Genomic DNA, 15,490 nt, shown 5'->3' on the forward strand with positions numbered 1-15,490 from the left:
CACTTCGTTCAGGATGACGACATCGGGACATCAGTGAGTGCGCTAAGCAATTTATCAGAGAGGAGAGGGAGCTAGATGGGTGATTACGCTTATGTCTATATTTTGGCGAACGGATATAAAAAGCTTTACATCGGCGTGACCACAACGTTGGCTGCTCGAATCCGGCAACATAAGGATTGTGTGAATCCTCAAAGCCACACGGCCCGCTATAACATCGATCAATTGGTTCACTTTGAAATCTTCACTACAGTGACAGCTGCAATTGCGCGAGAGAAGCAGTTGAAGGGTTGGCTTCGCATCCGCAAGGTGGAGCTGATTATTTCCACGAATCCCGGATGGCGAGATCTTAGCGCGGACTGGGGACAACCAATCCTCCCGGGACCAGGCGTTGAGGTTGTCGGCCAGCAGAGAACAACGACAAAGACAGGGATCCTTCCCCATTCGGCTGCGCTCAGGGTCAGGATGACGACAGAGACCTAATACGGACAAATAAAAAAGTTCTTCTTTGACCTTCGACTCTAACTAGCTAGCAGTCGGATCGCAATCACCACCGCACTTCAAACAGTTGGTACTATCACTCAAAAGGAACGATACACAATGGCAAAGGCATACCACGACGCAGACGCAGACCTCTCTCTTATCCAGGCAAAGAAAGTTGCCATCATCGGCTATGGCTCGCAGGGTCATGCTCATGCCCTCAACCTGAAGGACTCGGGTGTTGAGGTTCGGGTTGGTCTTCGTAAGGACTCGCCCAATGCTGACCGCGCTCGCAAGGCCGGGCTTGAAGTCGGCACCGTCGCTGAGGTTTCGAAGTGGGCTGACGTCATCATGAACCTGACGCCGGACCAGACTGCAGCGAAGGTCTATCACGCAGAGATTGCGCCGAACATGAAGGAGAATGCCACGCTGATGTTTGCGCATGGCTTCAACATTCGCTTCCGCACGATTACGCCGCCTCCGGGCGTCGATGTTTCGCTGGTTGCGCCCAAGGCTCCCGGGCATCGCGTTCGCGAGGTGTTTACCGAGGGTGGCGGCGTTCCGGCGCTGGTGGCAGTGGAGCAGGATAAGAGCGGCCACGCGTTGGCGTTGGCTCTGAGCTACGCCAAGGGCATCGGCTGCACGCGCGCCGGGGTGCTGGAGACGACGTTTACGGAGGAGACGGAGACCGATCTCTTTGGCGAGCAGGCTGTGCTGTGTGGCGGTACGAGCGCGCTGGTAAAGGCTGGGTTCGAGACGCTGGTCGAGGCTGGTTACCAGCCGGAGCTGGCTTACTTCGAGGTGCTGCATGAGCTGAAGCTGATCGTCGACCTGATGTATCGCGGTGGGCTGGAGTATATGCGTCATTCCATCTCGGATACGGCGGAGTGGGGCGACTATGTTGCCGGGCCACGCATTGTGACGCCGGAGGTGAAGAAGGCGATGAAGGGGCTGTTGAACGATATTCAGGATGGCAGCTTTGCGAAGAAGTTTATCGCCGAGAACGAGACGGGGCGGCATGAGTTCAGCCGCATCCGGAAGCAGGAGACCGCTCACCAGATCGAGAAGGTGGGGGCTGAGCTGCGGAAATCGATGCCCTTCCTCGATCCGGTCGTCGTCAAGGACGGTCAGGTCCATAAGGCTTAGCTGTAACTCCATCAAATGGAGCTGGATTTTTAACAAATCGAACTTGAGGTGGCGGCATCTAAACAGGTGTCGCCACTTCATTTAGACTCAAATATACGGTCCGGCTCCTGAGCGAGTCTGCTTGGGCTGGAGACATTCCCTCTGATCGAAGATCGCGGTGTACGACCTGGTTTTTGGAACTCTTGTAACAGTGGAGACGTAGACCAAGGGAACGATTGGATGCCCACGCGGCAGAAGGAGCTTCGAGATGGCCACTCTGGACAGCTATGAAAGCATGGTCCCCACAATGCCGGTCAACCAGGGGGATCAGCTCGCTGGGCCTCCGGCGACAGCTACGCCGATTCCGGAGATCGTTGCTGCGCTTCGAACGATCACTCCGCTGGATGGGCTTACGGAAGAAGAGTACACATGGATCGCGTCGAACGGCAGCGAGCGCGTGGGCGCAGATCGCGCCATCGTCTTCCGCGAGGGTGAGCCTGCGTGCAATATGAACTTCATCCTGCGCGGCGAGGTGCAGGTGCGGCGCAAGTCTGGCTCAATTGCCCTGTTTATCGGCCGGGCCGGTTCGATGACGGGGAAGCTTCCCTTCTCGCGCATGAAGACCTATGGCGGCGAGGGTTACTCGGTTGGGGAGGTCTGGGCGATCGACGTCAACGAGTCGCTGTTCCCGGCGATGCTGGCGGCGATTCCGTCGATGGCGCAGAGGTGCGTGTCGGCCCTGCTGGACCGGGTGCGCGAGGTGACGCGGATGGAGCAGCAGGCGGAGAAGCTGACGGCGCTGGGTAAGCTGGCGGCGAATCTTGCCCATGAGCTGAATAATCCGGCGTCGGCGGCGCAACGCTCGGCTGCAAGCCTCTTCGGCGAGCTGCGGGAGTACGGGGAGCAGAAGTACCGGTTCGGCAACTTGTGTCTGACCGATGAAAAGATCAAAGAGTATCGCGACTGGGTGGCGGGAGCGCGTGCGCGGATGTCGGCCTACACCAGCTTTCCGAAGACGCCGCAGAGCCCGTTGGCCACGGCAGACCGGGAAGAGACGCTGGTGAAGTGGCTGAACGCTCATAACGTTCCTAAGCCGTGGACGATAGCGCCGGCGCTGGCTGAGACCAGCCTGGCCTTCGATCTGCTGGACGAACTTGCGACGATCGTCGGGCCGGAGGTGCTTCCGGTTGCCGTCGCGACGGTCGCCAGCTCGCTGCGGGTGGAGCGGATGGCTGAGACTGTGGTCGACTCGACCGTTCGTATCTTCGACCTGATCAGCGCAATCAAGGACTACTCGTACATGGACCAGGCGCCGATTCAGGACGTCGATCTGGCGCAGTCGCTTGAAAATACACTGGTTATGTTCAATTCACGACTGAAGAATGTCACCGTGGAGCTCGAATTCGACCCGGAGCTGCCGCCGGTCAGCGCCTATGGCAGCGAACTCAATCAGGTTTGGACGGCGCTGATCGAAAATGCGCTTGAGAGCATGAACAATGAGGGGACACTTCGGCTGCGGACGCACCTTAGCGGGCAGCTTGCGCTGGTTGAAGTGTGGGACTCGGGGCCCGGCATCGACGATGAGACCAAGAGCCGGATCTTCGAGCCGTTCTTCACAACGAAGGCTCCGGGGCGCGGCCTTGGGTTGGGTCTGGACACGGTTCAACGCATCGTGAGCAAACATTCGGGATTTGTGTCGGTGGAGTCGAAACCGGGGGCGACCTGTTTCCAGATTCGTCTCCCGCTGGATCGTGGACAGGCATACTAAATCTCAGCGGGAGAGGTAGTTAGGCTCTCCCGCTGAGATTTCTTCCTGTGTAAACTATTTGGTTATTTCGACGCCGCGCCAGAAGGCGATGTGGTGCTTCACGTTTCGCGCCGCAGGCTTGGGATCAGGGTAGTACCAGGCCGCATCGGGGTTATCCTGGCCGTCCACGACGATCGTGTAGTACCGTGCCTGACCCTTCCAGGGGCAACTGGAGGTCGTCGAACTTGGTTTGAGGAACTCCCGCTTTACCGATTCGTCGGGGAAGTAGATATTTCCCTCGACCGTCTCATACGTTTCGCTCTCGGCCAGTGTCTGGCCATTCCAAACTGCCTTCGCCATAATCCACTACCTGCAATCTTTTCAACGAGTTACGGACTGCACGCCACTCCGGACGGGCCATCTCCGTGGAATCCGTGGCCCTAGGGCCTTAAAGCATTTGTAACAGAAATGATGCAGAAAGGAAACCTGGCCCGGGGCCGAGGGGTTCCTACGTGGACGCTTTGGCTGCTGCGAAGCTCTTCAGGAACGCTTCGTGCAGGGCCTGGGCTGCCGGATACTTCGCGATGAGGGCGGCCGTCTGACGCATAAACGGGTTGCCGCTCTGCTTTTCGGTCTCGACGTGGAAGTGGTGGTACTTGGCGTAGATGAGGATTCCCTCGGGGCTCGTATCCAGGAAGAGATCTGCATCGAGTGCTCCGCGAAGTACCAGCGCTGCCGCCATCTCCCAAAAGCTGAGGGCCTGCCGCCAGTAGGCGTTGTGCTCCGCTTTGATGTCTCGCGACACCGCGCGCAGCTCTTCGAGGGTCTTCGGATGAAAGTCGAATACAAGGAATCGTCTTGCACGGCGGAGGGTGTCTTCGCGCCGCATCTCGTAAAGCTTCAGTACCAGCTCTGCATCTGCCGGAGTTGCCATCTGTTTTCTTATCCTTATGCTGTTCAGCTACGTTGTTGTCAGGCTACGCTCTCGACGACCGCGCGGGTCTTCTCCGGGTCGGGTCGGGTGAGGACAGGTACCGGAGCGGGTCCGGCGATCTTCTTCTCGTAGGTACACGGCGGAGTCGTGTGCTCCTCTTCGGGGGCACCCTTCTTCTTGCGCCGTTTGGGCAGAGCCTCGCGGTTATTCGGGCAGACCAGATGGGTTCCCTTGTCGTTGACGACCTCAAGGAGGTACGCGCTGTCGCACTTCGGGCAGGTCTGGTTGACGAGCTTCAGGTTAGAAGCGAAGTCGCACTTCGGGTAATTGACGCAGCCGTAGAAGAGATCGCCGCGCTTGGTCTTGCGCACCGCAATGTCGCCGCCGTCCTTCGGGCACTTCACATCGAGCAGTTCCTGCTTGATGTACTTGCACTTGGGATAGCCGCTGCAGCTGATGAACTCGCCATACTGGCCGTTGCGAAGAAGCAGTGGCTTGCCACACTTCGGGCAGGACTCTTCCAGTTGCACGGGCGGCTTCTGCTGCACCTTCTGATTCAGCTTGCGAATCGTCTTGCAGGGAGGATCTTCGTTATAGCCCGGGCAGGCCATGAACGGACCCCAGGGGCCGTTGCGCAGAACCATGACGCGGCCGCAGTTGTCGCAGAACTCCTCTTCTGCTACTTCGTCGGCGCCGGGTGCACTGAGATCCGGCTTGGCGGCGAAGTTTTCCTTGGTGAAGTCGCAACTGATTGGCTCGACGGTCACCTTCTTACCGTGTTCGGCGGCGTGATTAATGGCTGCTGCCATCTCCTTCGCATCGCTGACTTCTTTGGAGAACTCAACCACATCCTCCGTCGTCGCCTTTACGATCAATGGGAAAGCAAACGCAGTTGTAACCTTTTTGGTTACAGTTTTTGGATCTTTCTTCCAGGGACCGGCCGCGATGGTCATCGGCTTTACCTTGGTGAAGTTGCTGCACGAGTAGAAGCTGCCGAACTTACCCCACTTCAGAATCAACGGGCTGCCACAGTTGTCGCAGACCTCATTGGTCTTCTGTTCCATGCGCTTCACGTCTTCCATGTTGTCGCTGGCGACGTTCAGCTCCTTCTCGAAGTGGTCGTAGAACCCCTTTAGCAGATCCGTCCACTTCTCCTTGCCGTCTTCCACTGCGTCCAACTCGCCCTCAAGCGTGGCGGTGTAGGCTGTGTCGAAGATGTAGGGGAAGTTTTTCACCAGCAGCTTCGTAACGACGGTGCCAATCTCAGTCGGAATAAACTTCGATTGGATCTTCTTCACGTAGTCGCGATCCTGGATTGTATTAATGATGGACGCGTAGGTGGAAGGGCGGCCAATTCCCTTCTCTTCAAGGGTTTTGACGAGGCTGGCTTCGTTGTAACGCGGCGGCGGCTGCGTGAACTTCTGCAGAGGGTCGAGCTTCTCGAGGCGCAGTGCCTCACCGTTGCTCAACTCCGGCAGTCTGCGTTCCTCGTCCTCTTTTTCCTCAACTTCGGCCTGAGTCAGATTTTCCGCGCCATCGACTTGCTGTTTTGTAGCCAGCTCTTCTTTTGCGGCCTTGTCCTTCGCTGCCTGACGGGCGCGCTTCTCTTCCTCTTCAAATTTGAGATGGCCTTCGAACTTGAGAACGCTGCCGGTCACGCGGAAGTCATACGAGAGCTTCGCTTTGGCGACGATGTCGACGGTTGTCTGATCGAAGATGGCAGGCGTCATCTGGCTGGAGACGAATCGCTGCCAGATGAGTTTGTAGAGACGAAACTGCTCGTCGCTGAGATACTTGCGGATCGAGTCCGGTGTGTACTTCACACTCGTCGGGCGGATGGCTTCGTGTGCGTCCTGTGCCTCAACCTGTTTCTTGCTCGCATATTCGTTGGGGCTTGCCGGCAGATACTTTGCGCCGAGCTTGCCGATGAACTCGCGCGCCTCGGCGATTGCATCGGAGCTGACACGGGTCGAATCGGTACGCATGTAGGTGATGAGACCGACTGTGCCTTCAGCGCCGATTTCGACGCCCTCATATAGACGCTGGGCCACGCCCATCGTGCGCCGCACGTTAAAGCCGAGACGGCCTGCCGCATCCTGCTGCAACTTGCTGGTCGTGTAGGGAGCCTTTGGATTGCTTCTGCGCTCCTTCTTCTCGACGGAACGGACGCTCCACTTCGCAACCTTCAGCTCGCCGACGACCTCATCGACCGCTTCCTTGTCGGGTAGCGCGTTAGAGAGAAAGAGCTCCTTGCCTTCTTCATCTTTTCCGTTGGCGACCCGTGCAGGCACGCCGTTGACACCGACGAATCGCGCTGTGAAGCTTTGTTTGTTTGCAGTCGGCTCCAGTTGCGCATCGATCGTCCAATATTCGACTGGGTTGAAGTCGTTGATCTCCTGTTCGCGCTCGACGATCAGACGAAGTGCAACGGTCTGGACTCGTCCGGCAGATAGACCGCGACGAACCTTATCCCACAGCAGCGGAGAGACCTGGTAGCCCACTAACCGATCCAACACTCGCCGCGTCTGTTGTGCGTCGACGAGGTCCTCATCTATATCTCTTGCCTGAAGGAATGCGGCCTGCACGGCCTTCTTTGTGATCTCGTTGAAGGTGACGCGCCGTACCTGCGACTTGTTCTTCATCATCGGCAGCAACTGGATGGAGAGGTGCGCAGCGATCGCTTCGCCTTCGCGGTCGGGGTCGGGCGCCAGGTAAACCATGTCGGCCTTCGAGGCCAGCTTCTTCAGCCGCTCCACTACCTTTTCTTTACCCGGAGACACGATGAGCGTCGGCTCAAACGTCCGCTTCTTCAGCTCCACGCCGATGTCGTTCTTCGGCAGATCCATGATGTGGCCAATCGAGGCCTCCACCACGTAGTCGCTGCCGAGATACTTTCCAATCGTCTTCGCCTTGGCTGGCGATTCAACGATGACTAATGATTTCCCCATTTGTTCCCTTCATCCACCAGAACGCATCGCCGAGGCAAAACGTTCCGCACTTCCTGATTCCATTGCGAACCTAACACGGTTTCCGCAAACGCGTCATCTCATCACGATTTCAATACAGACGAAAAGTAGCTGAGAAGGTCATAGCACGACAGCTCGATTCGGTGAGATGAGCCACGTTGTGGATAACTCGCCAAGTCGAATAAGGGCATAAACTTACATCGATCTGTGCCGGGGTGAGATTGTCGCGGGAATCAAATCCCTCAACATGGCTCAAAACGCCCGAACATAATTTTTTCCCGGCAGCTGTCTCACGCGACCTGCAAGCTCGAGTTCGAAGAGCGCGGTGAAGATCTCTGCAGACCCTAACTGCGCCTCCAACTGCTCGATCAATTCGTCGAGTTGCATCGATTCATCATGACGCAAGCGATCGAAGACGATCCGCTCGTGCTCCGGTAGCGGCGTATCGTTAAATAGAGATGCAGCCCCTGCTGGTTTCGATTCAGCGCCGTCGCCAGCGGCTATGCTCTCACCCTCCAGTTGGAGGCGGATCTGGGAGGGGAGATCTTCCCAGATATCCTCCCATGTGGCGGTGAGCTTAGCGCCCTGCTTTATCAGTGTGTTAGGACCCCATGCGTTCTTGTTGGTGACGTTGCCCGGGACCGCGTAGACGTCGCGATTCTGCTCCATGGCACAGCGTGCCGTAATTCTTGTGCCGCTGTACTCCGCCGCTTCGATGACCAGCACCCCAACGCTCATTCCGCTGAGGATACGGTTGCGAATGGGGAAGTTCTGCGGCGCTGGGAAGGTCCCGAGAGGGTATTCGCTTACGATTGTTCCGCCCGTCGCGACGATGCTCTCGGCCAGCTTCTTGTTCTCTTTGGGGTAGATGACGTCGATGCCGGTTCCCCAGACTGCGACTGTTTTTCCGCCTGCTTCAATCGCTCCCTTGTGCGCGGCGGTGTCGACACCGCGAGCCATGCCGCTCAGAATTACCATGCGACGATTGGCGAGGTCGCGCGAGAGCAGCTCTGCCATTCCTGCTCCGTAGGGCGATGGCTGACGTGTTCCCACGACGGCGATTCCTGGCCGTGCGAGCAATGTTACATCGCCACGAATCCAGAGCACTGCGGGGGGATCGTAGATCTCGCGTAGCCTCTCGGGGTAAGCTTCGTCTTCTGGTGTGAGAACAGTGCCGCCCGCTTCGCCGACGCGCTTCATCTCGTCCTCTGCCGCTGTGCGAGCTTTGCCTTCAAAGACAAACTGCGCCGACTGTGCGGGCATTCCAAGGCCTTCGAGTTCAGTCAGCGAAGCCTCGAAGATCCGCTCGGCTGCACCGAGGCGATTCATTGCCTTCCATATCCTCGTTGGCCCCATGCCTGGCGTTAGAGTCAACGCCATCCATGCCATTCTTGCCTGTTCGCGTACTACCGTTTCCTCTTGCTGCACCGAACCCATTCAGCGTCCTCTTCATTAATCTGCGGTGCTGCTCTGCCAGCCTGCGACGTGTGCTGCTCGCCGAAAGAGACTCGCCACCGTCAATGTATCTCATCTCGCGTGGCGTGATTATCAAACGGATGGGTTATGAGTAAGACTGGATGCAAGAATGAAACTTGCGCCACTCATCGCCAACGCGATGAACAGGCTTGTGACTTCGTTTCCGTTGCTCGGTGCGGCCGCTACGCGAGGCAGGTGAAGAACAAGAACCCAGAGGAGGAACATCGTTCCGAGAAGTATGGCTGCGGGTTTTGCCTGTACCTTCGCCGCGATGGCCAACGCTGCGCCGAGGAAAGCCACTCCGATAAAGTACGCCCAGAACACGTGGACGGGGATCCACGACGGAATCAACGTCGCAATAAAACGCGCATAGATGAAATGCTGTACGGCGAAGACGATCAGCGAGATCGCGAAGGCGAAGCGCCCGGCTGTGGCTAATGATGAACCAACGTTGCCCGTTGACGTTGTTAGCTCGTCCGGCGGCAGGAGATTCGCCAGAACAAAGGAAACGCCGCACAACGCAAGGAGTTCGAAGGTGACGGTCCAGGGACCGGGGTTGTGGAGTTGGGTGATCAGGCCAGCTAGATGCAGAAACAAAATATTTAGGAACAGCACGGATCCAAGGAGCATTGCAGCAAGACGCGCACGCTTTCCAATCGCGATGCTCACAGCGATGGCGACAAACGCGATGCAGGTCAGCCACGCCAACCAATGCGCTTCGGGGAACCATGGCGGGCCTGGTATTGGACCTTTCATTGAGCTGGCGTAGATAAAGTACTGTACGCCAAAGAACGCCATCGCAATGGCAAAGAAGAATCGGCCCATCTTCAGAAATTTCAGCGATCCATCCATTATTTTTTGCTCCCTCCACGAATGACCTGTGTTCATCGCGAGAATGCTACTATCAACCGCTATTCGAGCTCGTCGTCACAACGCTTGCACTCCATCAAACTCCCGATCCGCGCGTCTCTTCCCTCTTCGGTGACGACCCACTCCCGTATCATCCACGGCGGATCGTGGCGAACATGGAGCCCATGACCGCAGTCCAGACGCGCGGCCCAATGCATCTGTTCATCCTGATAAAAACCGACCACGCGTCTCTGCACCGTACGCCTCCCTGCAACATCCAATAAACTAATTCTTTGAGCCAACTACCGTCATCATCCATGCTTCGCGTCGCTGCCATCAACTTTCTTAACCCGGCCCCCCTGATGTGGGACTTCGAACACGCGCCTCTCGCAGCTGAGTTGGCCCAACGTTACGTTCTCCATTACACCCAGCCTTCTCTGTGTGCCGCTGAGCTTCTCGCTGGGAGAGCGGACCTGGGGCTGATCCCGATAGCGGCGCTGACTTCCGACCTTGCGATCGTTCCAGGCTGCACGATTGCCTCATTAAGCGAAGTTCGTTCGATCCAACTCATCATTAAGCGTCCTCATACGCTGAACACAGTTCAAACGGTCGCGGCTGATACAGCATCGCGCAGCTCGCTCGCCTATGCCAATATCCTCTTTCGCAAATTTGCGGATAACCACCCCGTCTTTCTTCCTTCAGAGGCCGATCCCATCGCGATGCTCCAACTGGCTGATGCGGCTGTGCTGATCGGCGACCCAGCCCTGCTCGCCCTCGAGGCTCGCGAACAGATTGACGCTGCGATTGGCCCGTGCGAGTGGTTCGATCTGGCCCACGAATGGCAGCGCTACACCGGTCATCCGTGGGTTGCAGCGGTTTGGGCCGCACGGCCAGAGGCTCTCGGTAGCCCCGGCGTCACCGCCGCGCAACTGGTCGAAGATCTTGAGACATCGCGCAACCACGGCCTGCTCAATATCGAACGCCTCGTGGAGCAGTGGACGCCGCGCATCGCGATTCCGCCTGTTACGATCCGGCACTATCTTTCGCACAACATTCACTATGTCCTCAACACGGATTGCATTCGCGCCATCGAACTCTTCCGGCAATATGCTGCGGAGGTCGATGTCCTGCCGCCACTCCCGGATCTCCGTTTCCTGTAACGCCTCTGCTATACTCGGCGCTCAACCAATCTGAACAATTTCCGCGACTTCTCACCAGCAAGTCGCGTCTTAAGACCTATGAGCCTGCGCTTAGCCGCCATTGCCGTGACCAAAAATCTCGTTGCAACAGCGCAAACAGCCGCGCCCGTTCATCGCGGAGCCCGCAACCCGCTCGTGCATCTCCTGCTCAGCTTTGGATTCTTCGGCGTCTTCCTGGTTTCCATCGTTGATAGCTCCTTCGTTCCACTGCCGCTGCCCGGCATCACGGACATCATGATCATCGTGCTCGCCGCGCAACACCAGAGCTGGTTCCTGCTTATCCTGCTCGCGACGGCAGGTTCTGGGCTAGGTGGATGGTTCAGCTATCAAGTAGGTCAGTCGGGCGGCATGGCCTTCATCGAGAAGCGAATTCCCGCCCGGATCTTCAAGCGCGTCTGCGAGTGGATGGAGAATCACGCCATTCTTTCTGTCGCGCTTCCGGCGATTCTGCCGCCGCCCATGCCGCTCAGTCCGTTCGTTCTTGCAGCAGGCGCGCTCAGGATGTCGCGGAAGAAGTTCCTCACTACCTTCATCATCAGTCGATGCCTGCGTCACACGATCGCCGCGTGGCTCGGTATTCACTACGGCCGACACATCGTCCGCATGTGGAACGCCCTCTCGGCTAAGTACGGCACACCAGTGCTGATCGTGATATGGACGCTGATCCTGGGGAGCTGCGCGTTTGCCTTCTGGCAGCTCTACAAAACTTCGCGAACCGTTGCTGTGCACTCTTGATGACTGGCCTTGCTGAGTTCAGCAGCTTGAACTACGCGACCGCTTTGCTGCGCGGGGCGAACTTACGCTGGTAGTACGCCGTGGTGATGATGATCGCAGGAACCCCAACCATCACGGGCCAAAGCCACACGTACCAGTGATTGCCAATGACCCTTGCTAAGGTCACCACGCTGAAGGCCGACCACGCCGCAATGTAGCTGCCGATGAAGTTTCCGAGGTGGGTGTACCACCAGAACATCTTCTCCTTCGGCTTGCGTACGAATGAGAGCAACTGCGTAGCGGAACCTCTCATCCCGATGAAACCGAATACCACCCCTACGATAGGAAGCACCTCGATCGAGGCGGGACGGAACCACGACAGCCACGCGAGCAACGCGCTTGTCGAGAAGGTGATAATGCCGGCGATCCAGTCGATCGGTTCCGCGCTACCGCCTCGCGCCAGCTCCTTCAAGCGCAGCACGCGATACCCGGAGAACGCAAAGTAGAAGCTGAATACGGCTACCAGAGCCAGGAAGCGCACTGGAAAGAAGAAGGCCATCGGGATTGCAGTCGCGGCGACGATCCCCATCGACCACAGGTAGACCTTCCCCCATCGTTTATGCTGCTTGCCGCCCTTTGCAGTTGCGAGGGCAATGGGCGCCACCACAAACGACGACGCGCCGGCTGCAATATGAATCGCAAGAAATATCTTTACCCACAACGGATCGAGTGCGTGCATCACTTCCTCCTTTTTTCCCTGCTCTCTATCTTGTCCAGCTCTGCCAAAGTCTCTTTACTCCACTTCAGAACAGCTCCGCTATAGTGCCGTCCGTAGCTCAGCGTCATCAACCAATAGGGCAGTTGCGGGTCATCTGCCTCGTCCCGCTGCAACTGCTTTCCTGTTGCCGCGTACACCTTCAACGCACGCTGGTGAAACTCCATCGATGCGAGTACGTGCACTCGATTTACATCCGGCGAGACGTGGCTGCCGAAGAAGAGCTTCAACAGCAACTCGTTTCTGGCTACCTCCTCCGCGATGGGTAGCTTCAACCAGTCGCGTAACTGTTCGCGGCCCTCCCCGGTTAGCGAATATAAGTGCCGGTCCGGCTTTCCCTTGTTGCGCTCCGTCTTTTTCTCAATCAGGCCCGCGGCTGCGAGCCGTTTCAATCCTGGATATATCTGTCCATAACTCTCGTTCCAGAAGTGGCCTGTCGAACGTTGGATCAGTTGCCGAATGTCGTATCCGGACATTGGCCTCAGGCTGAGAAGTCCTAGTAAAGCGTTCGGTGTGGCCCCGCCTTCGATCTTCATTGCTGATAGATATATATCTAAAAGATATATATCGCAAGTAAAATTTCTCGAATTTGGCCGGAATTTTCAACCTCAAAGAAGAAGGGGTGAAGAGTCGCCTCTCCACCCCTTCGGATATCTCTGTGAAGCGAGTTAGAACTCCCAGCGCAACAAAGTCGCTCCAACGGTGAAGCCTGCCCCAACACTAGCCAGCAGCACCAGATCGCCCTTCTTCAAACGGTTTTCCTCTAACGCTGTCTGCATCGCCATCGGGATCGTTGCCGCCGTCGTGTTGCCAAACCGGTCGATGTTGATGATTACCGACTCCTCGGGCATTCCCAGTCGCTCTGCCGTCGACAGGATGATTCGCTTATTCGCCTGGTGCGGAATGAAGCAGGCCAGGTCTTTGCCCTCTACGCCGTTACGCGAGAGCACAATCTCTGCAGCCTCGGCCATCTTGCGCACCGCAAACTTGTACACGGCCTGACCATCCTGATGGACGTAGTGCATCTTCGCCGCAACGGTCTCGGCTGTCGGTGGATGTAGACTGCCACCACCAGGCATATTGAGGGCCGAAGCGCCCGATCCATCGATCTCGTGCCAATAGTCGACGAGGCCGACCTCACCTTCTTCGCAAGGCTCGAGCAGAACAGCACCCGCGCCATCGCCGAAGATGACGCACGTTGCCCTGTCGGTATAGTCGATGATCGAGCTCATCACATCCGCTCCGATCACCAGCACCTTCTTATGCAACCCGCTTTCAACTAGCTTCGCGCCGACCTGAAGCGCGTACGGAAAACCGGAGCAGGCTGCCGAAAGATCAAACCCCCACGCACCTTTGATGCCCAGTTTGTCCTGCACCAGGCAAGCGGTCGCAGGAAAAAACATATCCGGAGTCACCGTAGCTACGATGATCACCTCGATCTCACTCGCATCGATGCCGCGAGCCGCGAGACAGCGCTTTGCCGCCTCTACTGCAAGATCGCTGGTCGCGACGCCAGCGTCCACAATATGCCGCTCGCGAATGCCTGTACGCTCTGTGATCCACTGATCGTTAGTCGCAACCATCTTTTCGAGATCCGCGTTGGTCAACAACCGTGGCGGAACGTAAGCCCCGACCGAACTGATCTTCGCGCGCACCCGCATCTGCGGTTTCAACGTCAAACTCAAACTCTCACCTCATCCGTTTGTACAGCGATAAAAATAAAAACTATTCCAAATGAACCATTGTTCACTGTCGGAGACCATTCTCTATGAGATGCGCACGCATGTCACGCACCCATTGAAGCTCCGCGTCAGCAGAGGCATCTCCGCAGTGAAGATGTGGTCCATAAGATGAATCAATGCGCTGACGCGATGTTCGAGGAGAGTGGGCAGGAGGGAAATAGTGCACCGGCGACCTACTGCGCCATTGCGCGGAGTATTGCGGTCTTGGGTGGAGGGAAAATGTGCACCGGGCGACCTACTGCGCCCGTAATGACCCGTTACCGTTGCTTCCTTCCGGACCTGGCGGGGTTGGCGGGATTACGTCGCGTAGGACCCGGCACAGGAACAAGTTTACCACCTTGCGACGTCGTCTGCTATTGGTGGCCATCTATGCATGATGGCGTTGGCTTCGCTTCGCAACTTAGTATGGAGATGGAGTTTGCCTCGCCCTGCTCCTAAGGAGAAACGATGAACCGCCGTAACTTCCTCGCCACTGGCGCAGCTTCACTCGCCGTCGCCGCTACGCCAGTCGCCCACGCCTCCTCATCTCGTATGTCGGAGTCCGAGACCACCACGCAGCAGCCCGATGGACTCAATCCGCCCGGCATTCGCGCCGCAGGCATCCGCATGGTCCCCGTCGCGGATGGAAAGTACAAGGTCTGGACCAAGCGCATGGGCAGCGGCCCGATCAAGGTCCTCCTGCTGCACGGTGGGCCTGGAGCCAGCCATGAATACCTCGAAGCCATGGAGTCGTTTCTTCCGCAGGCGGGCATCGAGATGTACTACTACGATCAGCTCGGATGCAATAACTCCGATCATCCTGAAGACACCTCCCTCTGGACGCTGCCACGCTATCTGCAGGAGGTCGAAGAGGTCCGCCGCGGCCTCGGTCTTGAGAACTTCGTCCTCTACGGCCACTCCTGGGGCGGCATTCTCGCGATGGAATACGCCCTCAACTATCAGCAGCATCTGCGCGGCCTGGTCATCTCCAATATGACCGCTGGCACCCAGTCCTATCTCAAGCGCACAGCGGCACTGAAGCTCCAACTCCCGCCCGACACCCTCACTGAATTGAACGCCCTCGAAGCCAAACAGGACTACGACTCGCCCGCATACGAAAAGATCATGATGGAGGATCTCTATCCAAAGATGATCTGCCGCACGCATCCGTGGCCGGAGCCCGTCGATCGTGCCTTTCGGCACCTCAACCAGCAGATCTACGTTCAGATGCAGGGGAAGAGCGAGTTTCTCGTCACCGGCAATCTTAAAGACTGGGAGCGATGGGACCGCCTGCACGAGATCAAGGTCAAGGCCCTCACCATCGGCGCACGCTACGACGAGATGGATCCGGAAGACATGAAGAAGATGGCGACCCTGATGCCCAACGCCACTTCGGTCATCTGTCAGAACGGCAGCCATATGTGCATGTGGGACGATCAGGCCTTCTACTTCGAACACCTCATCAAATTCCTGCACTCGGTCTAAGCTCGACCAGCTGGCGGACGTA

At 57.4% G+C, this 15,490-nt stretch carries 15 protein-coding genes and 1 other RNA gene; 6 read left to right on the forward strand and 10 right to left on the reverse strand.

Annotated elements, in window-relative coordinates; genetic code table 11:
* The first annotated feature begins 75 nt into the window (after positions 1–75).
* The 3 genes from RBB82_RS03570 to RBB82_RS03580 all read left to right on the forward strand — a co-directional run bounded on the left by RBB82_RS03570 (position 76) and on the right by RBB82_RS03580 (position 3,370).
* Positions 76–480 (forward strand): GIY-YIG nuclease family protein, encoded by a 405-nt coding sequence (locus tag RBB82_RS03570; RefSeq protein WP_433973749.1) that lies wholly within the window; start codon positions 76–78, stop codon positions 478–480.
* A 63-nt stretch (positions 481–543) separates the two neighbouring features.
* Positions 544–1,623 carry a ketol-acid reductoisomerase gene (gene ilvC, locus RBB82_RS03575; protein ID WP_433975462.1) on the forward strand — a complete coding sequence of 360 codons (1,080 nt, stop codon included), beginning with the start codon at positions 544–546 and terminating at the stop codon, positions 1,621–1,623.
* Between the two features lie 247 nt (positions 1,624–1,870).
* Positions 1,871–3,370 (forward strand): sensor histidine kinase, encoded by a 1,500-nt coding sequence (locus RBB82_RS03580; RefSeq protein ID WP_433973750.1) that lies wholly within the window; start codon positions 1,871–1,873, stop codon positions 3,368–3,370.
* A 54-nt stretch (positions 3,371–3,424) separates the two neighbouring features.
* On the opposite strand, the gene RBB82_RS03585 is transcribed toward RBB82_RS03580, so the two are convergent.
* From RBB82_RS03585 to RBB82_RS03610, 6 genes are all read right to left on the reverse strand, one after another.
* On the reverse strand, positions 3,425–3,709 hold the full coding sequence (locus RBB82_RS03585) for a DUF427 domain-containing protein (RefSeq protein ID WP_260737560.1): 285 nt from the start codon (positions 3,707–3,709) through the stop codon (positions 3,425–3,427).
* A 148-nt stretch (positions 3,710–3,857) separates the two neighbouring features.
* The gene (locus tag RBB82_RS03590) at positions 3,858–4,283 is read right to left on the reverse strand and encodes a DUF4760 domain-containing protein (protein ID WP_433973751.1); all 426 of its coding nucleotides are present in this window, start codon (positions 4,281–4,283) and stop codon (positions 3,858–3,860) included.
* A gap of 38 nt (positions 4,284–4,321) precedes the next feature.
* The gene (topA, locus tag RBB82_RS03595; RefSeq protein ID WP_433973752.1) at positions 4,322–7,231 is read right to left on the reverse strand and encodes a type I DNA topoisomerase; all 2,910 of its coding nucleotides are present in this window, start codon (positions 7,229–7,231) and stop codon (positions 4,322–4,324) included.
* A 270-nt stretch (positions 7,232–7,501) separates the two neighbouring features.
* Positions 7,502–8,638 (reverse strand): DNA-processing protein DprA, encoded by a 1,137-nt coding sequence (dprA, locus tag RBB82_RS03600; protein WP_433975463.1) that lies wholly within the window; start codon positions 8,636–8,638, stop codon positions 7,502–7,504.
* Between the two features lie 159 nt (positions 8,639–8,797).
* Entirely contained in the window at positions 8,798–9,577 is a 780-nt protein-coding gene (locus tag RBB82_RS03605; RefSeq protein WP_433973753.1) for a hypothetical protein, read from the reverse strand.
* A 59-nt stretch (positions 9,578–9,636) separates the two neighbouring features.
* Positions 9,637–9,831: a DUF3565 domain-containing protein gene (locus RBB82_RS03610; RefSeq protein ID WP_433973754.1), complete on the reverse strand. Its 195-nt coding sequence runs from the start codon at positions 9,829–9,831 to the stop codon at positions 9,637–9,639.
* 36 nt (positions 9,832–9,867) lie between these two features.
* Here RBB82_RS03610 and RBB82_RS03615 point away from each other — a divergent pair, with 36 nt between their 5' ends.
* Positions 9,868–10,734, forward strand: coding sequence for a menaquinone biosynthesis protein (locus RBB82_RS03615; protein ID WP_433973755.1), 867 nt, complete (start codon positions 9,868–9,870; stop codon positions 10,732–10,734).
* Between the two features lie 78 nt (positions 10,735–10,812).
* The gene (locus RBB82_RS03620; protein ID WP_433973756.1) at positions 10,813–11,508 is read left to right on the forward strand and encodes a YqaA family protein; all 696 of its coding nucleotides are present in this window, start codon (positions 10,813–10,815) and stop codon (positions 11,506–11,508) included.
* A 31-nt stretch (positions 11,509–11,539) separates the two neighbouring features.
* On the opposite strand, the gene RBB82_RS03625 is transcribed toward RBB82_RS03620, so the two are convergent.
* The 4 genes from RBB82_RS03625 to ffs all read right to left on the reverse strand — a co-directional run bounded on the left by RBB82_RS03625 (position 11,540) and on the right by ffs (position 14,323).
* Positions 11,540–12,226, reverse strand: a complete 687-nt coding sequence (locus RBB82_RS03625) for a hypothetical protein (protein WP_433973757.1) — start codon at positions 12,224–12,226, stop codon at positions 11,540–11,542.
* The gene (locus tag RBB82_RS03630; RefSeq protein WP_433973758.1) at positions 12,226–12,798 is read right to left on the reverse strand and encodes a PadR family transcriptional regulator; all 573 of its coding nucleotides are present in this window, start codon (positions 12,796–12,798) and stop codon (positions 12,226–12,228) included. Before RBB82_RS03630 ends, RBB82_RS03625 begins: the two co-directional genes overlap by 1 nt.
* 132 nt (positions 12,799–12,930) lie before the next feature.
* A complete protein-coding gene (locus RBB82_RS03635) occupies positions 12,931–13,947 on the reverse strand; it encodes a beta-ketoacyl-ACP synthase III (protein ID WP_433973759.1) in 1,017 nt (338 codons plus the stop codon).
* Between the two features lie 278 nt (positions 13,948–14,225).
* Positions 14,226–14,323: signal recognition particle sRNA small type (gene ffs / locus RBB82_RS03640), an RNA gene on the reverse strand.
* 128 nt (positions 14,324–14,451) lie between these two features.
* Between ffs and RBB82_RS03645 the strand changes: the two genes are divergently transcribed.
* Positions 14,452–15,468, forward strand: a complete 1,017-nt coding sequence (locus RBB82_RS03645; protein ID WP_433973760.1) for a proline iminopeptidase-family hydrolase — start codon at positions 14,452–14,454, stop codon at positions 15,466–15,468.
* Positions 15,469–15,490: the final 22 nt, after the last annotated feature.

This window comes from Tunturiibacter lichenicola (genome assembly GCF_051013355.1).
Lineage (GTDB): Bacteria > Acidobacteriota > Terriglobia > Terriglobales > Acidobacteriaceae > Edaphobacter > Edaphobacter lichenicola_F.